Below are 22,643 nucleotides of genomic sequence, written 5' to 3'. Positions count from 1 at the left end.
CCGATGTCGGCCCGGCAGCCTGCAACGAATGGCGACGACGCGCCCCCGATTGGGCCGATAAGCGTTCGCATTCCCGACGCAGTACGGATGACGGGGCTCAGCAAATCCAAGATCTACCAGCTCATCGCTTCCGGCGACATCGAGGCAGCCAAGGTCGGCCGTGCAACCGTGGTGTTTGTCGATAGTCTGCGGTCCTTTCTGCGATCACACTGTAAACAGCCGCGTTCTCGGGCGTAGCAGGGATCGCGCATGTCGGCCTGTCGATATTTCGGCACGGCCTGTCGCGAAGGGGTAAAATTGGGGGTGGATTGAGCGGAATTATCGGCACGACGATCAAGAACGTTGTTATAAATCAGTATCTTATGTTTTTCGTGTGAATCCCTCCTCCGCTACCATAGGCCTTTCCGGAAGCTTCCAGATGCTTCCGAATTCATCCGAAAATCGCTGAAAAAGTAGAGGGTTGCGGGTGATTCGCGTCCGCATGCGTCCATGGCCTTCCACATGCAGCCAAATTTGGTGTGGGGGTATTTTGGGGGTATTTTCGCGGAGTATCGGAAAGGAGCGATACCCCCATGCCTCTCACAGAGAACCAAGCGAAGAACGCCAAGCCGCTGGAGCGCGCTTACAAGCTAGCCGACAGCGAAGGCCTGTTTCTGCTCGTCCAGCCGAATGGCGCGAAGCTCTGGCGGATGAAGTACCGCTTTGCAGGCAAGGAGAAGCTGCTCTCCTTCGGAGCCTACCCGGCATTGGGGATCGCAGCTGCCAGAGAAAAGCGTCGGGCGGCTAAAGCCCTCCTCGCGGAAGGCAGAGACCCGATGTTGGCCAAGGGCCAAGTAATATCGGAGGGAGGGGACACCTTCTTCGCCGTCGCGAACCGCTGGCATGAGAACCGAAAGACTGCACTGGATCCGGCGCATGCCGATCGTGTCTGGTCCCGAATGGAGCGGGATGTGTTCCCCTACATCGGCCAAAGACCGATTCAGGAGATCACCGCGCCAGAGGTTCTGGAGATGATACGCCGGATAGAGTCACGCGGCGCGCTCGATATCAGCCGGCGTGCTAAGCAGGGGGTGGGTCAGGTCTTTCAGTTTGCCATTGCTTGCGGGTTGGCCTCCAGTGATCCGACAGCAAATCTCCGCGGCGCCCTGAAGCCACGGCCAAGGGTAAAGCACATGAGCCGCTTGCCACTTGTTGAGTTCCCCGCGTTTATTGAGAAGGTCCGAGACTACCAGGAAGAAGGTGCGCCTGCGAGGTCCAAACGGCGCAAGAGACGAGTTCCTCCTCGCCGCTACCGCCCAAAACCTCCGCAAGATGGCCAAACTGATCCCAATGCCAGCCACCCCAGCCCCCACATAAGCGGGGGCGAAGCCTCCGCGCGACGCTCAGGCTCGCGTCAGCCCCGATCTCAGCGCCGGGTTTTTCAACACAATCGGGTGGATTGCGGACGTTCGCCTGCCAGTCATCGGGAGCTTGCGCCAAGGGTCGGGCTCCCGGCTTGGCGGATGAATAATCGTGCTTTGCAGGACGAATTCAGGGTTGTTATTGCAAATCAGTGTTATTATCAGAATGCGATCAGCGGTGCTCAGCACCGCCCGTTTCCCCGATTGATCGGTCCTCACCATGCTCCGCTCCGCCAACGCCTTCTTCCTGTGGTTTCATCGATGGAGCGGAATCGCTTTCGCCGCGGTATTCATACTCGTCGCCCTGTCCGGGACAGTTCTGACATTCCGCTACGAGCTTCAACAGGCCATGCATCCGGAAATGCAGGTGGAGCCAGCAGACGTCGATGGCGCACCGGATTTCACCGCCATTGCGGCGAATTTGAAAAGCGAAATTCCTGGGGCCAGGTTGAACTTTCTTCAGCAGAATCCGGCCCAGCCCGAATTCCCGATCCGGGTCGTTTACGAGCATCCACTGGACGGTTTCGATGTCCTCTATGCCGACCCGCACAGCGCAAGGCTGACCGGATAGTCCTTGAGCACTCTGCGCGCTTCGTCGGTCTTCTCGCCGGTATCGGGCGCTTCAACCTCCTTGGTGTAGCTCTTGTAGAAGATTGCAATGGTCGACTTCTCGCCCTTGCGGACCTGCGCGCCGAGCGATTTGGCCTGATTGTAGGTCATCCAGAACGGCGAGGCGTACCCGCTTGCCCTGCGGCTCGATCGCGATCCGTTTGACGCTCAGCATGTCGTCCATGCGCAGTACATAGATCCCGTCGCGCAGGCGCGCCTGACCGTCACCCAGGTCAACCATCACTTCATCCCCATCGTGCAAGGTTGGCTCCATCGAGTCCCCCAGGACCCCGATAATCGACAGGTTGGAGGCCTTGCTGGCTGTGAGGCGGCGCAGCCATTTCTCATCGAAACCAAATTGGGCAGAGTTGCCTTCCGACCCGGCGAGCGCACCATATCCCGCTGATGCTTCCACATCGAGGATGGGAATGTGCACGAGGTCGACGTCAGGACTTGAGCGGCGCGCCGGGCCGCCGAGTACCTTTTCCTCCACCCCAAAAAAGCGGGCGAGGACCGTGCGGTCCTGTTCGTCCAGCTGCTTAGGGCTACCGCGCCGGATGAACTGCTGAATGTAGGCAGCGTTGCGCCCGAGCAGCCGCGAGATCTCAGAATAGTTGCACCCACGCTTCTTGATTAACTCGTCGAGAGCCTTGCGTGCGTCGTCCATGCTGCCATCCCATATCGCGCCAGTCTAGGAAGTTATCTTCGAATATCTAGGAGGCGTTCCTAGCCGGATCAAAAAAGGGGCGCAATCGAATTGCGTTAGGGCAGCGCTGGGACTTCGCGAGCATAGTCGGCAATTGGCCTCCTCATATCCTCGCGCGGTTCACGTTCCTTGATTGCGCTTCGCCGGCATCCCGTTGCGCACAGGCCAACCATAAGCTCGAGAGCTTCCCAATTCTCGCAGCAGCTCGCCTACGCCTCAAAACCCTGATCGGTGGAGTCGATGAGATGGGCCACCTCGGCCAGCACCCGCGCGGCCCATTCGGGGCGGCAGATCAGCAGGTCGGGCATGTAGGTGTCTGCCTGATTGTAGACCAGCGGGCTGCCATCGATGCGCGAGGCGTGGAGGCCGTGCGCCAGCGCCACCGCGACCGGCGCGCAGCTGTCCCATTCGTATTGCCCTCCGGAGTGGAGATAGACTTCCGCCTCGCCCCGCACCACGGCCATCGCCTTGGCGCCGGCGCTGCCCATCGGCACCAGCGCTCCCCCGAGCGCGGCGGCAACTGCTTCGGCCTCGCGCGCGGGCCGCGACCGGCTGACGAGAAAGCGCGGCGGCCCGGCCATCGCGGGGAGCGCCTGCGGCCGGTCGGAACGCAGCACGACCCCGCCACCCAGCCCCGGCAGCGCGACCGCGCCGACAGCGGCGACGCCGTCGATCGCGAGCGCGACGTGCACCGCCCAGTCGTCCCGCGCCTCGCCATATTCGCGCGTGCCATCGACCGGATCGACGATCCACACCCGTGACTTGCCGAGACGCGCCGGGTTGTCCTTCTCCTCCTCCGAGAGCAGACCGTCCTCCGGGCGCAGGTGCCGGATGGCGTGGCACAGGAACTGGTTGGCGGTTGCGTCGCCCGCAGCGCCGAGCACCCTACCATCGAACATTTCGCTGGCGCGCACGTCGAGAAGGATTCGCCCAGCGGCTTCGGCGAGCCGCGCGGCCAGTTCACTATCGGTCATTCACTCATTCCTCCGGGCGCTGCCGTCTGCCCGCGTTTGACATCAGTGCCCCAGTGGATGCCGCTCCAGGCCCGTTCGTGGAAGTAATAGAGCACCATCTTGGTCAGCACCTCTGTCAGCGCGATCGCGCCGGCGGCCTTGGCGGAGCTGGTAAACAGCCAGCTGAGCAGAAACGTATCGATACTGCCGAGCACGCGCCAGCTGACCGCCTTTGCGATCGAGCGACTATGCGCTTCGCGTCCACTGAACAAAAACATCGCCGCCCCCTTTGCCGCGCCTACTTCAACGGCAGGATCTGCCGGATGATGAATTGCGCCGCCTCTTCTGGCGCCATGTCGACGGTGTTGACCCTGATCTCCGGGTTCTCCGGCGCTTCGTAAGGACTGTCGATCCCGGTGAAGTTCTTGAGCTGGCCCGAACGCGCTTTCTTATAGAGGCCCTTGACGTCGCGCGCCTCGGCAACCTCCAGCGGGGTGTCGACGAAGATCTCGATGAACTCGCCTTGCGGAAGCATCGCGCGCACCATCTCGCGTTCGGCGCGGAAGGGGCTGATGAAGGCGGTCAGCACGATCAGACCGGCATCGGTCATCAGCTTCGCCACCTCGCCCACGCGGCGGATGTTCTCGATCCGGTCGGCCTCGGTGAAGCCGAGGTCGCGGTTGAGCCCGTGGCGGACATTGTCGCCATCGAGCAGGAAGGTGTGGCGGTTCATAAGGAACAGCTGCTTTTCGACCTCGTTGGCGATGGTCGACTTGCCGCTGCCCGAAAGCCCGGTGAACCACAGCACCCGCGGGGTCTGGTTCTTCATGCCCGCGTGATCCTCGCGGGTGATCGCGACCGGCTGCCAGTGAACATTGTCCGCGCGGCGCAGGTTGAACTCGATCATCCCGGCGGCGACCGTCGCGTTGGTGAACTTGTCGATCAGGATGAACCCGCCGAGCTGCCGGTTGGCGGTGTAAGATTCGAAGGCGATCGGCCGGTCGGTGGCGAACTCGGCCACCCCGATGGCGTTGAGGCCCAGCGTCTTGGCCGCCAGGTGCTCGAGGCTGTTGACGTCGATCTCGTATTTGGGCGGCTGGACCGTGGCCGTAACCGTCTGCGTGCCGAGCTTCAGCCAGTAGCCGCGGCCCGGCTTCAGCGCCTCCTCGTCCATCCACACGAAGGTCGCGCAGAACTGGTCGGAGGCCTGCGGCGGATCGCCCGCGGCCGCGATCAGGTCGCCGCGGCTGCAATCGACCTCGTCGGCGAGCGTCAGCGTGACTGACTGGCCCGCCACCGCCTCGTCGAGATCGCCGTCGAAGGTCACGATCCGCGCGACCGTGCTGGTCTTGCCCGAAGGCACGATCCGCACCGCGTCGCCCGGACGGATCGTGCCGCTGGCGATCTGCCCGGCGAACCCGCGGAAGTCGAGATTGGGGCGGTTGACCCACTGCACCGGCATGCGGAACGGCTGGGCTTGCGCGGCTGCCGCATCGACCTCGACGGTCTCGAGATGCTCGATCAGCGCCGGTCCGTCATACCACGGCGTGTTGGCCGAGGGCGCGGTGGTGATGTTGTCGCCCTTGAAGCCCGAGATCGGGATCGCGGTGAAATCGGCGATCCCGATGCTCTTGGCGAAGCTGCGATAGTCGGCGACGATGTGTTCGAAGGTGGACTGGTCGTAGTCCACCAGGTCCATCTTGTTCACCGCCAGCACCACATGGCGGATGCCGAGCAGGTGGACGAGGTAGGAATGCCGCCGCGTCTGCTGCAGCACGCCCTTCCTCGCATCGATCAGGATCACCGCGAGGTCGGCGGTCGAGGCGCCGGTCACCATGTTGCGGGTGTATTGTTCGTGCCCGGGCGTGTCGGCGACGATGAACTTGCGCTTTTCCGTCGTGAAGAAGCGATAGGCGACATCGATGGTGATGCCCTGCTCGCGTTCGGCGGCGAGGCCGTCGACCAGCAGCGCGAAATCGATTTCCTCGCCCTGGGTGCCGTGCCGCTTGCTGTCGCTTTCGAGCGCGGCAAGCTGGTCCTCGAAGATCATCTTGGAATCATAGAGCAGCCGGCCGATCAGCGTCGATTTGCCATCATCCACGCTGCCGCAAGTGATGAAGCGCAGCAAACTTTTGTGCTGGTGCTGGTCGAGATAGGCGTCGATGTCCTCGGCGATCAGCGCGTCGGTCTGGAAGCTGGAGGGGGTGTTCATCAGAAGTAACCTTCCTGCTTCTTGTCTTCCATGCTCGCCCACTGCCCCTTGTCGATCGCGCGGCCCTGACGTTCGGATCCGGTGGCGAGCAGGTCGGTCAAATCCCGGCTGTCTTTAAAGTGCAGCATCGCAAAAGGCTGCTGCGCTGCGTGGCGCCCTTTGCGGGCCGAACACTGCATCATCGATGAGTTCTTGCTTACCGAATCGAGCATCAACGGACTCTTCGCCTCGGCTTCGGCCTTGGGCGAAAAGTGTAACCTATCGGCGTAAAGCCGTTCGATCTCTATCAGACTGCGCATCGGCTTTCAGCTATAGCCTACTGTCCGTGCGGCAAGCAATTTTGCCTTTGTCTGCCGATGGTGAGGCTTCTCGTCGGCTTGGAACAGCACTTGAGGCTGTTCGCGCGGGAAGTGCCTGGGCGGGTTCGTCGCGGAAGCCTGTTTGAGGCCCTAAAGTGCGTGCACCCACGAGGAGCACCGGCGATGCGTTTGGCGTGAAAGCGCCGACACTCGGTACAAAGGTGGTGCAGTTGGACCGGGCAGGCGCGTGACCAGCATCGATGCCGTGCGAGCGATCTTGTGGGCGCGGCGAATCCCGGGAGGTGCAGCACCGCCTACACCCTTGATGAAGCGGCTTAATGAATGAACGAACGGCACCTAACGACTATGTAAAGATGGCAGAAAAGGCTCATAGCAGATTCAGGCGATGCGTACGCGCGGGTTCTTGAAGCGGGCCGGTGCAGCAGGTGCGCGAGCCCATCGAAAAGTCAGTGGAGGATCCCCTCAATGCCATTTGATCTAGGATACGCGCCGGTTCGATCGCGCCTTTCACGCCCAGGCTACGATGGCACCAGTCTTCAGGAGGTTGCACTGCGTTTCGGCTCAGAAGATGCTTGTCTTGAACATGTGATGCACACACGGTTCGGCCAGGGCCTCCCTTGTCACAAGTGTGGCGGCGTCAGGAGCTGGCACCGCCGAAAGAGCAAGCAATATGTACTGGATTGCTGCGGTGCACTTGTTTCGCCGCTTGCAGGCACTGTTTTTCATCGCACCAGGCTGCCCCTTCGGCTCTGGTTCTATGCGATGCTGCACTTTGCCAATTCGCACGAGGGTGTGAATGCAGGTTTTCTCGAGCGCCATCTCGGGATTAGCTATCGCGCGGCCTTCCTCATGGCTCATAAGATCCGATGGCATATGTCCGAGTTGGGACGCATGACACCAATTGCTTCGCCAGGACAGGATATCGAAGTGAGGGTGGAGAACCTGCGCCGTGTACGCTCAGGCACCTCCGGCCAAAATCGTGCCAATATCCTGTTCGCCGCACGGGACGGCAAGGTCGATTGTCAGGTAATCGGTTCTTCCCGTCAGAGATTTGCGCTCCAGGCTGTTGCGAAAATGGTGCCTGGTCACGGCGATTTGCGCACGACCTGCTACCGCACGCACCGGCTGTTTTCCGATTATGGTTCCCGGCCACCGCGAGCAACCATGCTCCCGTGCTACTTCACGGACCATCCTCAAGAGTCAGATGCGATCAAGGGCTTCCTATCCTATTTCCTCTGGCCCTTCCAGACGCACCACAAGTATGCATCGCGTACGCATCTATGGCTCTACCTCGGTGAATTTCTGTTCCGCTACAATCGTCGAAATCGGTCGGCGCAGACCTATTGGGACATGATTAGCGCCTTCCCTGATTTGACCATAGGGTATGGCCTGCCGCTTGGCACCCAAGCAACCCGGGAGAACTGAAATGGCAGGGAAGTCAAAGCCCCTCGGAATTGCGCAGTTCTTCGAGCGGTTTCCGAACGAAGAATCGTGTCTGCAGCACATTTTCGACGCTAGATTTGGGACCCATCCGCCTTGCCCGGGCTGCGGAAAGCATGGTCACTGGTCGCGGATCAAGGGTACCAAGAAATGGCGGCATGCCTGCGGAAAACACGTTTCGCCGCTCAAGGGCACCGTTATGTATCGGTCCAACCTATCGCTTATGGCATGGTTTTATGCCTTTTTTCTGTTCTCCAACACGTCGACCGGAATGCGCGCAGGATTTATCCGAAGGCAACTTGGGATCGGTCACAACAGCTCGCATCGGCTCTGCAGGATGATCAGGGTGCACATGGCAGCTATGGCGCGACCAGATAAGCTTGGGGGCGAGGGCAAGACCGTCCATATTGATGAGGTGCATCTCCGCTACATTGCTAGTACTGCAGGGAAGCCGAACGATGCCGTTATCGTTTTTGGATTGGCATGCGAGGGTAAGGTTTTGTCGGCAATAGTGCCAGACCGAACGTCAGGAACCCTCATTCCGAACATTGTCGCCCGTGTCATGCCCGGTTCAAAGGTCGTGACCGACATGCTGCCAGGCTACCGGACGCTGGGCCAGCATGGTTTTGATCACGTCCAAGTCAACCATTCCGTCGCCTTTCATGACTTTAGGGGCCACTCCACCAACCATATCGAGGCCTACTGGTCGACAGTCCGCCGTATGCTCCGTTCAGCAAGGCAAGTTTCGCGAATACATATGTGGAGTTTTCTTGCAGAAATCGAATTTAAGTATAATCGGCGTCAAGAAAAAGAGGCCATATTCGAAGAGCTTATATCGAATTTCCCGTATTATGACTCAGAAGAGAATCGCGTTCTCGAATCGCGTTTTGATTGGTCCCCTATGGAGGACAATTGAGCCATAAACGATTGAGGCCTGTGAAAGACCAGCTCAGTTTCTGATACCTTTTCGCAAGGCAGAAGGGCTGAAGATCGCGTAACCACTGTAATCCGCGCGCGAAGCTTTGTCTCATAAGTGCATGGTGACAACAAGTTCGGCAATCCGTGCACTTGCCATGCCATCGCCATAGGGGTTGTGCGCGCGGGCCATGGCATCATAAGCGCTTTGGTCGTCCAGAAGACGTGAGGTTTCCGCTGCAATTACAGCAGCATTCGCGCCCACCAATCGCGCGGTTCCTGCCGCAACCCCCTCGGGGCGCTCGGTCGTGTCGCGCATCACCAGAACCGGCTTGCCGAGGCTCGGGGCCTCCTCCTGGATCCCGCCCGAATCCGTGAGGACGACGTCGCTCGCGGCCATCATCGCAACGAAATCGAGATAGTTCAGCGGGTCGATCAGCGCGATGTTGTCGAACCCGGACAGCGCCCGGCGGAGCACCTCGCCGACGTTGGGATTGGGGTGTACCGGGCAGATGATCGCGACATCGGGCCGCGTCGCAAGCGATTGAAGTCCCTGCGCGATCTGCTGCATCCCGGCGCCGAAGTTCTCGCGCCGGTGCGCCGTGACCGCGACGATCCGCTTGCCCGCGAAACGTTCCTTCAGGGGTGCGATCATCGGGGCGAGCGAGGGGTCTGCGGAGATCCTTGCCTGCGCGAACAGCAGCGCGTCGATCACCGTGTTGCCGGTGACATGGATCGCGCTCTGGGGCACGTTCTCGGCGCGCAAGGCCGCAGCGGCGGTTTCGGTCGGGGCGAAGTGGCAATCGGCGATCACGCCGGTGACCTTGCGGTTCACCTCCTCGGGCCAGGGCGAATAGATGTCACCGCTGCGCAGGCCCGCCTCGACATGGCCGACCGGAATGCGCCGGAAATAGCACGCAAGACTTGCCATCATTGTGGTCAATGTGTCGCCATGTACCAGCACACGATCAGGCAACAACCCGTCCAATACCTCCCCAAAACGCGTCAGAATGCGGCTTGCCAGACCGTCGAGCGACTGGTCGGGCTGCATCAGGTCGAGATCGACGTCGGGCGTGATCCCGGACAGCGCCAGCACGGAATCGAGCAGCTCGCGGTGCTGGGCGGTGACCACCACCTTGACATCGAACAGGCCGGTCTCGCGCAGCGCGAAGACCACCGGGAACATCTTGATCGCCTCGGGCCGGGTGCCGAAGGTGACCACGATGCGAGGCCTGCCCCCGCCCGGCGTTCGCTCGCTGCTCACAACCGCAGCATGCCTCGCGTGTCGAACACGAGCTTGCCGACCAGGTCTTCGTGGCCGAGATGCTTGAAGGCGGTGTGATCGACCAGCACCACCACAATCTCGGCCTGCCTCAGGCCTGCGTCAAGGGTGACCAGCCGCGCTCCCGTGCCTTCGAGCGCCTTGGGCAGTTCTTCGGTGAAGGGCTCGACCACCAGGATGCGCTCCCCGTGGGTATGGGAAAGCGCTTCGGCGATCTCCAGCGCGGGGCTTTCGCGGAAATCGTCGATGTCGGGCTTGAACGCCAGTCCGAGCAGCGCGACCGTGCCTCCTGGCACCGCATCGAGCAATGCGCGGATCTTGCCTTCGGTGTGGACCGCCTTGTGGTCATTGACCTCGCGCGCGGTGCGCACCAGCCGCGCGGCCGAGGGCGCGCCCGCCACGAGGAACCACGGGTCGACCGCGATGCAATGCCCGCCCACGCCGGGGCCGGGCTGGAGGATGTTGACGCGCGGGTGGCGGTTGGCGAGGCGGATCACCTCCCACACGTCGACCCCGATCACGTCGGCGATCATCGAAAGCTCGTTCGCGAACGCAATGTTCACGTCGCGGAACGAGTTCTCGACCAGCTTCACCGTCTCGGCGACGCGGGCGGTGGTGTAGAGGCAGTCGCCCTTGACGAAGCTGGTATAGAGCACCGCCGCGCGCTCGGCGCAGGCCGGGGTGACGCCGCCGATCACGCGGTCGTTGTGGACGAGTTCGTTGACGATCCGCCCGGGCAACACGCGTTCGGGGCAATAGGCGAGCGCGATGTCCGCCTCATCGTCGCCGCCGTCTTGGGGCACGACCAGATCGGGACGCATTTCGCTGATGATCTGCGCCACCCTCTCGGTGGTGCCGACCGGCGAGGTGCTCTCGACGATCACGCAGGCGCCGGGCAGGATCCTGGGCGCGATCGCGCGCGCGGCGGCCTCGACATAGGTGATGTCGGGGGCGTTGTTTTCGCCCAGCGGGGTGGGCACGGCGATCATGTAGAAGCTCGCGGTCGGCACCTCGGTCGATGCGACCAGCGTCCGCGCGGTGATCGCATCGTGCACCAGCTTGTCGAGATCGCGCTCCTCGATATGGACGCCGCCCGCGTTGACCGTGTCGACCACGCGCTGCGACACGTCGACCCCGCACACGCTCCACCCGTAGGAAGCGAGCAACGCGGCGGTGGGCAGGCCGATATAGCCGAGGCCAATCACCGCGACCTGATGATCGGGCGCGGGATGCGCGAGGGCCTTGCGCCCGAGCGCCGCTGTGGCATCGAAAGGAGCGTTCATGCGGTCTTCGTCCCGGTGTCCGGGACGGGTGATGGCCGCAAAGGGCTTAAAATCGCGTTAGGCTTGCCGCGATTTTACCATCATCTCTTGGTTAGACGCGACGCCGCTGCGGGTTCATCAGGGACCTGACGCACCAGGAGACCTGAAGATGCTCACCGAGCAAAGCCTGCCGATCAAGCGCTGCGCGATCTACACCCGCAAGAGCACAACGCAACGTCTCGCGCACGATGTCAATTCGCTGGTCACCCAGCGAGAGATCTGCAGCGCCTACATCAAGAGCCAGCAATACAAAGGCTGGGTTGAACTGCCACAGCACTATGACGATGGCGGACACTCCGGTAGCGGACTTGAGCGCCCGGCGCTATCCCGTCTGATGCAGGACGTCGAGGCGGGGGAAGTCGACGCGGTGGTCGTCTACAAGATAGACCGACTTACCCGTAGTCTGCTCGATTTCGTCCGTCTGGTCGAATTGTTCGACCGGCAATCGATCACGCTCGTGTCAATCTCCCAAGCTTTTGACACCTCCGACAGCATGGGCCGGATGATTCTCAACGTGTTGCTCACCTTTTCGCAGTTCGAGCGCGAACTGATTGCCGAGCGGGTCCGCGACAGCATCCGTACCCGAAAACGTCATGGACGCATCCACGGCGGCCTGCCGCCATTTGGCTATGTCGCTGGCAAGGACGGCCTTCGTGTGGATGAAGCTGAGGCCAGGATCGTGCGCTTCATCTTCGCCGAGTTCCTGAGGACCCGGCGATACACTTCGGTGATGACGGCCGTGCGCGAGGCAGGCTATTGCAGCTCGGTCAAGCTGTCGCGTGGGGGTCTCGCGCGCGGCGGCACCCCGATGTCGCCCGGAACCGTATACGGCATCCTTCGCAATCCGATTTATGTCGGCCAGATCCGCGGCCACAGCACAACCTACCAGGGCGTCCATGATCCGCTGATAAGCCAGGAAACATGGGCGGCGGCCCAAGCATTGAGCGAGGAGCGCAAGAAGCGCTCGCCTCATGCCAAGGAGACCCATCACTTTCTTGCCGGCTTGCTGTGGGATGATCTTGGCAGGCACATGCTGCTCGATCTCAACTGGCAGCGCGGCCGGACCTATTGTGCCTATGTGTCGAGCAATGCGGCCTGGTCGCAGGTCGAGTTCCGCCGTGCGTATCGTTGCAATGCGGATAATCTTGACCGGACTGTTCTGGCTGCGGTTGGCGATTTCCTCAGTGACAGGGCCAAGCTCAGGGCAGCATTCAAGGGTCTCGGCATTTTCGGAGATGACCTCGACCAGTTGGCCCATCGCGGGAAGGCGGTCGCAAGGATGATCGAGAATGCACGTCCGGAATGGCTGCCAGGTATGTTTTCTGCTCTCTTGCACCGCGTTGAGGTCGCTGAAGAGACTGTCGCGATCACCTTTCGGTCGCTTGAACTGCGCCGACTCATGGGATGGGACTGCAAAACGGCATTCAAAGGAAGGCCGTCGGACTGGCCGTGCAGCGATGCCCGCTACGTTCTCGAGGTAGATGTCCGGGCCATTACCGCCGAACGATGGCCTTCGCTGCACATCAATCCGCGTTCAGGAGACTGCCAAGGGAACCCCGACCCGAAGCTGGTCGGACTTATCAGAGAAGCAAGGCGCGCGCAGATGCTCGTCGATGAACATCGCGCACTGGGGATCGAGGATCTCGCAAAGATGCAAGGATGCAGACCGACGCATTTTGCTCGTCTGATAAGGTTGAACTATCTCGCGCCCGATATCGCAACTGCGATCATTGATGGCACGCAGCCAGCGGACCTCGACCGCAAGGCGCTGCTCAATTCCAACGTGCCCACGAGCTGGGCTGTGCAGCGCAAACTCTTTGGTTTTCCCTCGCCAGAGCGGACCCTGGCGAGGCGGGAACTCTATGGCAGGGGGCTCTGGCCGTCGGCAGTCACCGGCAGGACTTGACCCGACAGGTGGCAACAGCGGCCCGATCACTTCCAACTCTTCGTCCGCAACGCCGATCCGCTCGCCTAAGACTGCCTCCAAAAGACAGGCCCTTGGCATCGCGTTCATGCAGCAGCATCTCCTCGCGGCTGCAGCCAAGGCTCACAAGGAGCTGGATCCCGGGGATCAGCGGAAAGCCCTTGCCCTTGCAGCAATTGAGGACGCCGAAGACCTTGGAGGAGCAGGTGTTGCGGGTGCCCTTGAACAGGGTGAGCGTGTCGGGGTCGAGCTCGCGGCGCGCCTGGTCCATCGCATTCAATGCGACGACGGCATCCTTGAACTCGTCGTTCGCCTCGCGCTCGATCGTCTCGCATGAGCCATCGATGCAATAGACGTCGCCGTCACAGATGAACTGGTTTGGGCTGCCGGGCTGATCGGGAACCGGACAGTCATAGACCCGCTCCCAGGTGCGACAGGGCTCGCCTGAGAGGCATTCCTCGCCGACCAGCGCGCAGCCCGGGGTCGTCTCGAGGGTTTGGCAGTCCTGTGCTTCGACATATTGTGCGCAGGTGAACTGCCGCTCCCAAGCCCAGCAGGGCTGTGTCACGGCAACACCGTCGATGATCCGGATGACCGGATCGCTGTCAGAGCAGGCCTCGGTGGCCTCGCGGCAGCTGGCATCCGCTGCGAAGGTGGCGCAGCGGCTTTCATCGCGACTGGTGGTGACGTCCCGCGTCGCTACGATGTTCTGGAGTTCGCCGCCTGTAGGCCGGCGGCGGAGCAGCAGGGAGCGGGGCAGGCGGCTGACTGGCAAGCCGGGTTCTGAGCTCGGCATTCTCGGCCGAGATTGCATCGATCGCCGCCTGACCGTCGGTACGCATCGCCTGGTTCTCGGCCTTGAGCGCCGCCAGCTGCTCTTCGATCTCGCTGCGCGGTACGCTCGCATCGCGCAGCGCCTTCTGCTCGCGGGTCACTGCATCGATCCGGTTGCTGTAGGTCGCAACGAACTCGCGGTTGGCGAGGTCGCGGTTGACGACGCCGGCCGTATCGATGGTCTGTGCAGCGTCAGGATCACTGCCGGCGGGTTTGTCGTCGCCGCCAAGAATGAACCAGCTGCCGCCCACGAGAACGAGAGCACCGATTGCGCCCATAAGCAGCTTCTGGCGGCGCGCTGTGCGGGCGTTGAGCTCGGCGACCGGCGAAGGCGCGGGGTGTTCCGCTTGTTCCGGATGCGAGGCAGGTGCGGGTGCGCGCCACCGCCGCGTCTACTGCGTCTGCCTGAGGTCATGGACCGCGTCGGACTTCGCCGCTCGGCGATCTATCAGCGCATGAGCGAGGGTCGTTTTCCCAAATGCCGAACCCTGGGGCCCAAATGCTCGGTCTGGGTAGAAACGGAGATCAACGAGTGGGTTCGATCCGTCGCCGAGAATAAGAGTTAGAAGCAATCGGACGAAATTCTGCGGGGCCCGCTGCAGCAGGAAGAATCTCTCGCACAAGTTGATCAGCGAAATGAACCGTCCGCGAATTGTTGGAGGCTCTTTGGCGTGAATTGTGCCGCCATTGGACGTTCGTCTAGCATGGCACAGCGTCGTGCTGCCGCCTCTTCAGGCCAGATGTTGTTAATATGCGTCAGCGGTCACCTCTCGTTGAACCAGTCGAGCCATTCGAGAGTGTCGTATTCGATAGTGTCAGACGAGCACTAGGGCGTGCGGCGGTGAATCAAATCGTCCTTGTCAACCTCACTGGTGGTCTCGGCCAAGGCACTGGCTTCGTCGTACATATGGATGCCCACCAAGGGCTCGATCCCGACCTCTCTAAGGCGCTCGGTAATACTTGATAAGGACAAAGTGGTCAGGGAAGTCACTGTGGTGGACGAGGTTACCGCTCTTGGCTGAGCACCGGTTGTCTAAGGCGCTAGGGCTCAACGAAAAAGCTGAGAAACTTTGTGTCAGACCAACCATTGTCCTCGCTATCGTTGTTCCTGCGACGTAGCGCTGCAGGATCGATGCTTGCCTGACGCACGATCGTCAGTCCCTTGGAGGGGATCACGTAGAGCCTCTGACCATCAAAACCTGCTGCAATGACGGCGTCCGCTGGGACTGATCCGGTATGTAGGGTGAGATCGATGGTCTCTGTAATGCGATCAGGGCTCAGCGGCGTTCGCGGCAGCCACCATGTAAGTCCGTAGGCAGGATTGGCGTCACTGCCGCGAAATAGGGCTGCGAAGGCTTCTGGATCGACTACACGGCGACCTGCAATTTTCCCTTCTCTGCGAATGAATTCTCCAAATTTGGCCCAATCCCGCGCCGAGAGCACCGCGCCTTGCGGCATCAATGGATTACCATCAGGGCCGCTACGCCATTGAGCTACTTTGATGTCAAGCGGACCGAGGATGCGGTCCCTAAGATAAACAATAGGGTTCGACGGTTCGCCTGCCGCCTCCAGCTTGCGGCTCAGCAACTCACCTGCGATCTGCATCGGGGTCGGGCTGTATTGGAAACTTGCACCAGGTGCGGTGATCACTGGCTCGCCAAGCGATGCGCGATAGCCTTGAGGTCGGCCAATCCGGCTCTCATGACCACTGGTCATCGAGAGAAGGTGACGAATTGTGATGCCTCGTTTCTTCTCATCATTGCGCCATTCGACGATCGTATCCGAAACATTCTCGTCAAGCGCGAGCAGCCCCTCTTGCACCGCTGCAGCAAACATCACACCCACGAAACTCTTGGTGCCGGACCACAATTCATGGGGCCGCTCAATTGTATCGCCGCCGGACTGGCACACAATTTCGCCATCTTTAAGGACAAGGACCGACAAGCCGCGATGTTCGTCCGAATAGGCTACTGCCTCGGCACAATCGTCGGCAGCATCAGCGTCCGCGGCAAGAGACTTGGCTACTGGTGCAATCAGGAGCGTCAGGGCACCTGCTGCGCCGCATCGCATTGCCAGTAACCGATTTGCCGCTGCGATCATGTCCCTGGACCCCAATTGCCTTCTCAAGAATTATCGATAATAATACACAACGAGCGAGCTCAGGCCAGAGCTTTCTGGAATTCGGGAAAATCGACTTCATGGCTCCTACCCCGCCGGCACCTGCCGAAACCTCGACGCAGGATATGAACATCGCCAGAATGTTGATCGACGACATCGTGGCATGGCGGATACCGCCCGGCACCTGGATCCGGGAGCGCGAAATCGCCTTGCGGTTCGACGTCTCGCACGCACCGGTGCGCGAGGCATTTCGCCATGTCGCGCGGATTGGCCTCATCCGGATTGTCCCTTGGCGGGGCGCTCATGTCATCGAGATCAATCAGCACGCTGCGAACGAGGTCTACGAACTGTGGAAAGCTCTGTTCGGCGTAGTCTGTCGGCTTGCGAGCATGGAAATGAGCGAACCAGACGGTCGCGAATTGCTGCACCGAATCAAGCAATACCGCGCGGTCGTGGAGAACACCAACGACACTTTCGAACACCTCAAGGTTTCAAACCGGATTGGCCGATACATCGCCAAGAGGTGCGGCGGAGAACTCGCGCTAGAATTGATCGATCGGCTGGCGCTGCTTGCCCGTTGGCAACACAATGTGTTCACGCACCAATATATCGACCGGCAGGACAACGCGGCTGGCCTGCGATCAGCCGACATCTTCGAAGAGCTGTGCTTGAAGTTGGTCGAGCGGGACGCCGATGCCGCTGAACAGGCGGCGCGCGACCTGATCGGGGTATCGCAAACCATGTTTGCAGGAGCTCTGGACGAATATCACCGCACCCACGCCCAGACCAAACGCAACACCGACCGCAAGAAGCGAAAATGACCATGGTCAAGGCAAGTCGCCGCAATATTCTGAGAGTGGGGCTTGGTGCCTCCTTGATTGCCAATGCCTCCGTCTCCGCAGTCAGCAATCGTCAGACCGCATCGGGCATCAAAGCTGCCGAGGCAGACCTCATGGCCGATATGGCTACCTATCATGAAGCCGGCGACAAGCGAGCCGGAGGGTCGGGAGATTCGCTGGTGGGTGACTGGCTCACTGAGCGCGTGATGCGGAGCGGTTACGCGGTCGAACGCCAGATGTTCCGTGTGCCTCATTTCGAGGTCGCTCGCAGCGCAATCAAGATTGGCCCGCGAGAGATCCCGGTTCTGCCTCTAGCGCTTTCACTAACTACGCCGCGCGAGGGGATCGCGGGGCCACTCCGGGAACTCGGGGAGCCTGACGTACGGCCAGGGGCGCTGGCCGTAATTGATTTGCCTCACCGGCGCTGGTCCAAGGCTGACATCCCCGCAATCCGCGAGCCAGTGCGGGCGGCATTTTCCGAAGGCTGTGCGGCAGCGATCCTTATCACCAACGGGCCAACCGGACAGGCGATCGCGCTTAATGTTCCAGCCGGGGACCCGATGTTCGCGGGGCCGGTTGCGATTCTGGCTCCAAAGAATGCCGATCCGGTCCGCGACGGCGCAAGACGCGGTGAAACGGCGCGTTTGCAGATTGATGCGCATCGTGCCAGCCGACCGGCGTTCAACATCATCGCGCGCCTTGAGCGCGCCGAAGGCCTCCCGTGGCTGGCCGTATCTACCCCGCGCTCAGGATGGACAGCCTGCGTTGGCGAGCGCGGACCCGGGATCGTGATTTGGCTGGCATTGGCTGAATGGGCTGCGCGCGCCTGCACGCGGCACAATCTGTTTTTTGTGTGCAACAGTGGGCATGAATACGAAAACCTTGGCGCGAGCCATGTGCTTGGAGATCATGCACCATCACCGAGCGAAACCGCGTTCTGGCTGCATCTGGGTGCCAATGTAGCAACGCGAGACTGGCACGAAGTACCCGGCGACCTGTTTCCTCTGCCAAGCGCCGATCCGCAACGCTTCTTGCTGGTTTCCGACAACGTGATCGAGTCGGCAAGGCGGATATTCACCGGGCAGCCTGGCCTTGAAGTCCCCTATTCGCTCGAATCTGGCGCAGCCGGAGAATTGGCTGAGATCATTGCGGCCGGCTATACCTCGGTTGCCGGTGTGTTCGGCGCACATCGATTCCATCACGTCGCGAGCGACGATATGCGCACAATCAGCCCATCCGCTCTTGGCGATGCCGCGCGCGGATTTCGCGCGCTGGTCGAAGAGACTCTAACGCATTTTTGACAGTTTCGGACTCACCGGTTGGCCATCGGCCGCCTTGACATCCTTCGCGCTGCGTGAGAATTATCGATAATAATGAAATTATCAATAATAATGAGAATTGGGATCAGGGGAGGATGACATGATTGTGACGAGGAAAATGCTGCTAGCCGCAGCCGCAGGGATTGCTGTGCTTCCAACTTCGCTGAGCGCCCAGGACACCGCAGAACCCGTTCAAAGCGATAGCGATGAAGCGCAAGAAGAAGGCGAAATCATCGTGACCGCGCGGCGTCGCGAAGAACGCCTGTCCGATGTACCGACGGCTGCTTCGGTCATTGGCATCGGGTCACTTGAGGATCGCGGCGGAGCCTTCACGACTGGTGAACTGCTCGCTGACCAGCCGAGTGTCCGGTTCAACAACCTGAATTCATCGATAACATCGGAGGTTTCGATCCGTGCTTCTTCCACGGCGCGGGCGACCAATGGCGATCCGAGTGTCGGGCTGTATCGCAACGGATCTTACGTCGGCGGGGGTGGCTTTGGAGGCCGAAATTTCTCTCGGCTCGATCTGGTCGACATCGATCGGGTGGAGGTTCTGCGCGGGACGCAAGGGGCGCTTTATGGACGCAACGCCGTGGGCGGCGCCATCAACATCATTTCTGCCCGACCGGAATTCGAACTCTCCGGCTTTACAAACGTGCGCTACGGTTTCGAAAATAACAGCTTCCAGGCGCAGGGTGCCATAAACCTGCCGCTCAGCGATGGCGTCGCCGTGCGCTTTTCCGGCGACGTCGTGGAACAGAACGGCGGTTTCTTCTTCAATCCGGTGAACGATGTCTTTTTCGATCAGCAAGATGGCTATGGTATCCGCGGTCAACTTCGCTTCGACCGCGGGCCACTCGATCTTGTATTGCTCGCGGAAACGCAGGACCTGACTACGCCCAATATCCACTTCCAGGTCGACATTCCTGCGGGTCGCCCCGGATTCCCCGGCGGCTATACCCAGGAACAGTTCACCTATCCGTGGAGCACTGCACCTCGTGCAATTCAGGATATCGACTCTTTTCAGGCCATTGCCGAGCTCGATCTCGGCGGCGCGTTGCTTAAATCGACATCGCTCTATCGGGTTCGAGACTCGGAATTTGATTTCGACAATGATGGCGTTTCCGCTCCGGAACTGGCTCGGATACGCGGACTCGGATTGGTCACAGCACCAATCGATCCGGAAAGTGGGTCGTTTATTGTGGACGAGACCACGAACTTCAACCAGGATCTGCACCTTACCGGCACTGCGGTAGATGAGCGGTTGACTTGGCTGTTGGGTGTCGATTTGCTTATTCTCGACAGCAACTTTTCGGTGACAACGACCCGAACGCCGACCGTACCCAACCCATCGATCGGCAATATCGTCGCATCCTCGCTCGAATTCGAAAGCTACGCCGCATACGGCTCTCTAGGCTTCGACATTACAGAACGCCTTAACTTCACGGGCGAACTGCGCTTCACTCACGACGATCGCAGCATATCCTCAAGGGCGTTCGATCTTGGCACAGGGCTGCCATTTGGCGGCCCAAGCCGGATCATCGATGCTTCAATCAACTCCGACAACCTGTCTTTCAACGCAACCCTCGCATTTGAAGTCACACCCGAAGTTCTCACCTATGGTAAGGTTGGCACCAGCTATCGCGCAGGAGGCTTCAATACCCGCTTAAGCGATGAGCGCGCGCCGATGCCCGCACAGGAGCTGTTCGATAATGAAACTTCGACAAGTTACGAGCTTGGTATCAAAGGCTCCCCCGGGACGGGCTTCTATTTTGCCGTCGCCGGTTATTACACCCAGCAGGATGACCTGATAGCGCAAGTCGACGACGGATGCTTCATTGGCAGTCCGGTCTGTCCGGTCAATCCGGTCAGCTTTCTCACCAATGCGGGCGACGCGAGAAGCTATGGTATTGAAGCCGAGTTAAATAAGCGGTTCACGATCGGGCGCGGGACTGCGCGATTAGCATTGAGTGGATCGCGTCAGGATGGCGAAGTCACGTCAGGAGGGTTTGACGGACTTGATCTTGCTCAGGTGCCGGATTGGCTGGCTTCCGCCAATCTTAATGTCCGCTACCCAGTCTCAAATGCCGTTACTCTAACCAGCAATATCTTGTTTAGCGGTCAATGGGGCGGCACACAGGAATTGACCGCGACATCGTTCGATCTTGATGACTTCGAGCAGGTCAATATCCGCGCTGGCGTGGAGACCGGTCCGGTCAGGATCACCGCGTTCGCCAACAACGTCTTCGATCAGGTCTATCGTGTCGCTAGGACAGCGACGATCAACCGTTATAGCCAGCCCCGCCTGATCGGTGTCGAGCTTGGTTTCAGATGGTAGGGTCCGTTTTTGCGAATCGGGTCGCGATTTAGGGCTTGGCAAGCACGACGAGGTCAAGAACGTGGCTGGCAGTAAGCACTGGATATTCGCCGCGATGGGCGCGCTTGCAGGATTGGCTGTTGGCACAAGCGCTGGCGTCATCCACACAAGCCGCACAATTGCGCCTGATAGGCCCAATGCCGATGCGTTCCTTGCCTTTCATCGCAATTGGGCGTTCTCGCAAACGGTCGGGTCAAGCAGTATGACGCCTCTGGAGCGCGCCCGGCTCGCGCTTGCTGGCCCGCTTGGCTTGCAGGCGAGCGAGACCGTTTATTTCGCTACAAGTGTCGACAGCGAGGGAGAGAGAATATCGTCGCGCTGCCGTTACCGGCTCCGCGGGACCGCGCTCGACACCCGGTGGTGGTCGATCACAGTGTATGACGATACTACTAAGGACTTCATTCCGGGACACGATGGCAAGCCGATGGGCAAGGTCGGCTGGAACAGTACGCAGGTCCCGCAAGATGAAGAGGGGAACTGGGAAATTTGGCTGTCGGGCGCGCCTAGCGCAGAGCCGACGTGGTTGCCGCTGCATGAGCATGATGAAGGCTATGCGGAGGTTCTGTTGCGCCTTTATAATCCATCCGATGGACTTCGAGCTCAATTGCCCCAGATCAATCTGCCTAGACTCGATCGCATATCGTGTTGACGCGCAGATCTTGGATCTTGCCGGCATTGGCCTTTACGGCCACCTCTGCTGTGGCGTTCATCGCGACGCGCTCGCACATCCTTCATGAGACACCGCGCGAAGTGATGACACACATAGAGAGCAGGGTGAGACAGGCGGGTGGCGGCGCAAACACTTGCGTCCACAGGCGCGATCCAACCCCCACGGTCGGAAGGATCCGGCGTCCGAACCCTGATATTCTGCCGACCACAATGGCCTACGATGTTTCTCAAAGTGCCGTGCGGCTGACCGGCGTGACGACAAGCCCGCGCTATTGGTCGCTGTCTGTCTTCCAGCACAATTCTGACAACATATTCGTTCTAAACGACCGTGATCTGCGATCGCCCAGTTTTGATGTCGTGATCTTCGCGGCAGGCCGACAAGTGCAAGAGAGAGAGGGCGCAATCATGATCGAGTCTCCGAGCGATACCGGAATCGTCCTGATCCGCCGGTTTCTGCCGGACGAGGACGAAATTGAACCTATCCTTGCCAATCAGAATGCAATGATCTGTGACCTATTGCCTTACAAACTTAAATAATTATTGTAATATGTAAAATAAGGAAAAAATTTTTTACGAGAAACATCAATTTTTAATAGATACATAAATCTATTTTATCCATGAAACAAAATTTCGGAAATATTTGAACAATTCATCGCAAAGTTTTTGCATTGATTATTTCGCATGAATATTCCGTTCCTTATAAGTGGCTCGTTAACCTTCCAAATAGGCTTCTCTCCAACCGGAAATCGCCTTGCCAGACGCTATCTCTCCTCATATGTCACAGATCGCCGGGAGGTATCCGTCCGGTGAAGGCCGCGGTGTGATGCTGGTCGGCGCGTAGCCCGGTTTAGGCGGCGATTGCTTCGGAGCGCGGCGCCCAGTTCCAGGGCAGCAGCTGATCGAGCGTGGTGACGGGATGATCGGCGATGCGCGCGAGGACATCGGCGAGCCAGGCTTGCGGATCGACATCGTTGAGCTTGGCGGTCTGTATGAGCGTGTAGATGACGGCAGCACGCTGTCCACCGCGATCTGATCCGCAGAACAGCCACGCCTTGCGGCCGAGCGGGATGCAGCGGAGCGCGCGCTCGGCGGCGTTGTTCGTGAGGCAGATGCGGCCGTCGTCGAGGAAGAGCGTGAACGCGTCCCAGCGCTTGAGCATGTAGAAGCAGGCCTTGGTGAGGTCATGGCCGCGCGACAGCTTGGCGACCTGCTCGGTGAGCCAGGTGTGGAGCTCGGCCATCAGCGGCGCGCTGAGTTCTTGCCGGACCGCGAGCCGCTCGGCCGGGCTCTTGCCATTGATGCCGCGCTCGATGTCGAACAGGGCGTCGAGGCGCTGCACGGCTTCGAGTGCGATCGGATAGATCATGGCGGCGCTCTGTCCGCGACTCTTCTTGCGGGCCGAGC

The 22,643-nt window shown here is 60.2% G+C and carries 20 protein-coding genes and 4 pseudogenes; 12 read left to right on the top strand and 12 right to left on the bottom strand.

Annotated elements, in window-relative coordinates; translation table 11 throughout:
• Window positions 1–3 precede the first annotated feature (3 nt).
• From AX692_RS20660 to AX692_RS04980, 3 genes and pseudogenes are all read left to right on the top strand, one after another.
• Window positions 4–237: a helix-turn-helix domain-containing protein gene (locus AX692_RS20660; RefSeq protein ID WP_051035681.1), complete on the top strand. Its 234-nt coding sequence runs from the start codon at window positions 4–6 to the stop codon at window positions 235–237.
• 335 nt (window positions 238–572) lie between these two features.
• Window positions 573–1,133: pseudogene (locus tag AX692_RS20790) on the top strand (tyrosine-type recombinase/integrase); the annotation flags it as partial.
• Window positions 1,134–1,620: 487 nt separating this feature from the next.
• Window positions 1,621–1,971, top strand: a complete 351-nt coding sequence (locus AX692_RS04980) for a PepSY-associated TM helix domain-containing protein (RefSeq protein WP_073973150.1) — start codon at window positions 1,621–1,623, stop codon at window positions 1,969–1,971.
• Here the strand turns inward: AX692_RS04980 and AX692_RS20465 are convergent.
• The 6 genes and pseudogenes from AX692_RS20465 to AX692_RS20785 all read right to left on the bottom strand — a co-directional run.
• Window positions 1,935–2,093 (bottom strand): annotated as a pseudogene (locus tag AX692_RS20465) (ArdC-like ssDNA-binding domain-containing protein); the annotation flags it as partial. The gene AX692_RS04980 and the pseudogene AX692_RS20465 sit on opposite strands and share 37 nt — an antisense overlap.
• Entirely contained in the window at window positions 2,023–2,676 is a 654-nt protein-coding gene (locus tag AX692_RS04975) for a S24 family peptidase (RefSeq protein ID WP_155644780.1), read from the bottom strand. The gene AX692_RS04975 and the pseudogene AX692_RS20465, both read right to left, overlap by 71 nt.
• Window positions 2,677–2,924: 248 nt before the next feature.
• A complete protein-coding gene (locus AX692_RS04970; RefSeq protein WP_067404547.1) occupies window positions 2,925–3,689 on the bottom strand; it encodes a 3'(2'),5'-bisphosphate nucleotidase CysQ in 765 nt (254 codons plus the stop codon).
• Window positions 3,686–3,946 (bottom strand): DUF2061 domain-containing protein, encoded by a 261-nt coding sequence (locus AX692_RS04965; RefSeq protein ID WP_067404544.1) that lies wholly within the window; start codon window positions 3,944–3,946, stop codon window positions 3,686–3,688. Before AX692_RS04965 ends, AX692_RS04970 begins: the two co-directional genes overlap by 4 nt.
• A gap of 20 nt (window positions 3,947–3,966) precedes the next feature.
• Window positions 3,967–5,880, bottom strand: a complete 1,914-nt coding sequence (gene cysN, locus AX692_RS04960; RefSeq protein ID WP_067404541.1) for a sulfate adenylyltransferase subunit CysN — start codon at window positions 5,878–5,880, stop codon at window positions 3,967–3,969.
• Window positions 5,880–5,972: pseudogene (locus AX692_RS20785) on the bottom strand (sulfate adenylyltransferase small subunit); the annotation flags it as partial. The pseudogene AX692_RS20785 and the gene cysN, both read right to left, overlap by 1 nt.
• 693 nt (window positions 5,973–6,665) lie before the next feature.
• On the opposite strand from AX692_RS20785, the gene AX692_RS19505 reads away from it, so the two are divergent.
• Window positions 6,666–7,625 (top strand): hypothetical protein, encoded by a 960-nt coding sequence (locus AX692_RS19505; RefSeq protein ID WP_155644781.1) that lies wholly within the window; start codon window positions 6,666–6,668, stop codon window positions 7,623–7,625.
• A gap of 1 nt (window position 7,626) precedes the next feature.
• Window positions 7,627–8,556 (top strand): IS1595 family transposase, encoded by a 930-nt coding sequence (locus AX692_RS18875; protein ID WP_196489946.1) that lies wholly within the window; start codon window positions 7,627–7,629, stop codon window positions 8,554–8,556.
• A gap of 111 nt (window positions 8,557–8,667) precedes the next feature.
• On the opposite strand, the gene wecB is transcribed toward AX692_RS18875, so the two are convergent.
• Both wecB and wecC read right to left on the bottom strand, forming a co-directional pair.
• A complete protein-coding gene (wecB, locus tag AX692_RS04945; RefSeq protein ID WP_067404530.1) occupies window positions 8,668–9,777 on the bottom strand; it encodes a non-hydrolyzing UDP-N-acetylglucosamine 2-epimerase in 1,110 nt (369 codons plus the stop codon).
• Window positions 9,778–9,815: 38 nt separating this feature from the next.
• The gene (wecC, locus tag AX692_RS04940) at window positions 9,816–11,120 is read right to left on the bottom strand and encodes a UDP-N-acetyl-D-mannosamine dehydrogenase (protein WP_230959511.1); all 1,305 of its coding nucleotides are present in this window, start codon (window positions 11,118–11,120) and stop codon (window positions 9,816–9,818) included.
• A 148-nt stretch (window positions 11,121–11,268) separates the two neighbouring features.
• Between wecC and AX692_RS04935 the strand changes: the two genes are divergently transcribed.
• Window positions 11,269–13,065 (top strand): recombinase family protein, encoded by a 1,797-nt coding sequence (locus AX692_RS04935; protein WP_073973154.1) that lies wholly within the window; start codon window positions 11,269–11,271, stop codon window positions 13,063–13,065.
• A gap of 85 nt (window positions 13,066–13,150) precedes the next feature.
• On the opposite strand, the pseudogene traN reads toward AX692_RS04935, so the two are convergent.
• A pseudogene (gene traN / locus AX692_RS04930) lies at window positions 13,151–13,771 on the bottom strand (conjugal transfer protein TraN); the annotation flags it as partial.
• Window positions 13,752–14,195: a hypothetical protein gene (locus tag AX692_RS04925; RefSeq protein WP_230959510.1), complete on the bottom strand. Its 444-nt coding sequence runs from the start codon at window positions 14,193–14,195 to the stop codon at window positions 13,752–13,754. The pseudogene traN and the gene AX692_RS04925, both read right to left, overlap by 20 nt.
• Before the next feature lie 78 nt (window positions 14,196–14,273).
• Between AX692_RS04925 and AX692_RS18870 the strand changes: the two genes are divergently transcribed.
• Window positions 14,274–14,483, top strand: coding sequence for a helix-turn-helix transcriptional regulator (locus tag AX692_RS18870; RefSeq protein WP_081095145.1), 210 nt, complete (start codon window positions 14,274–14,276; stop codon window positions 14,481–14,483).
• A 475-nt stretch (window positions 14,484–14,958) separates the two neighbouring features.
• Here the strand turns inward: AX692_RS18870 and AX692_RS18865 are convergent, their stop codons facing one another.
• The gene (locus AX692_RS18865; protein WP_067404494.1) at window positions 14,959–16,017 is read right to left on the bottom strand and encodes a serine hydrolase domain-containing protein; all 1,059 of its coding nucleotides are present in this window, start codon (window positions 16,015–16,017) and stop codon (window positions 14,959–14,961) included.
• A 158-nt stretch (window positions 16,018–16,175) separates the two neighbouring features.
• Here AX692_RS18865 and AX692_RS04915 point away from each other — a divergent pair, with 158 nt between their 5' ends.
• The 5 genes from AX692_RS04915 to AX692_RS04905 all read left to right on the top strand — a co-directional run bounded on the left by AX692_RS04915 (window position 16,176) and on the right by AX692_RS04905 (window position 21,776).
• A complete protein-coding gene (locus tag AX692_RS04915; protein ID WP_073977357.1) occupies window positions 16,176–16,856 on the top strand; it encodes a GntR family transcriptional regulator in 681 nt (226 codons plus the stop codon).
• Window positions 16,853–18,175, top strand: a complete 1,323-nt coding sequence (locus AX692_RS19500) for a hypothetical protein (RefSeq protein WP_155644782.1) — start codon at window positions 16,853–16,855, stop codon at window positions 18,173–18,175. Before AX692_RS04915 ends, AX692_RS19500 begins: the two co-directional genes overlap by 4 nt.
• A 118-nt stretch (window positions 18,176–18,293) precedes the next feature.
• Window positions 18,294–20,531, top strand: coding sequence for a TonB-dependent receptor (locus AX692_RS04910; protein WP_073981421.1), 2,238 nt, complete (start codon window positions 18,294–18,296; stop codon window positions 20,529–20,531).
• 61 nt (window positions 20,532–20,592) lie between these two features.
• Window positions 20,593–21,219, top strand: coding sequence for a DUF1214 domain-containing protein (locus tag AX692_RS18860; protein ID WP_081095142.1), 627 nt, complete (start codon window positions 20,593–20,595; stop codon window positions 21,217–21,219).
• The gene (locus AX692_RS04905) at window positions 21,213–21,776 is read left to right on the top strand and encodes a DUF1254 domain-containing protein (RefSeq protein WP_067404477.1); all 564 of its coding nucleotides are present in this window, start codon (window positions 21,213–21,215) and stop codon (window positions 21,774–21,776) included. Before AX692_RS18860 ends, AX692_RS04905 begins: the two co-directional genes overlap by 7 nt.
• Window positions 21,777–22,086: 310 nt before the next feature.
• Here AX692_RS04905 and AX692_RS04900 read toward each other — a convergent pair.
• Window positions 22,087–22,643: IS66 family transposase (locus tag AX692_RS04900; protein ID WP_155646260.1), on the bottom strand; the 557-nt coding region annotated here is incomplete at its 5' end.

The organism is Erythrobacter donghaensis (assembly GCF_001557325.1).
GTDB classification, from domain to species: domain Bacteria; phylum Pseudomonadota; class Alphaproteobacteria; order Sphingomonadales; family Sphingomonadaceae; genus Erythrobacter; species Erythrobacter donghaensis_B.
The sequence above is the reverse complement of the archived record's forward strand: the minus strand, read 5'-3'. Positions and strand labels throughout refer to the sequence as shown.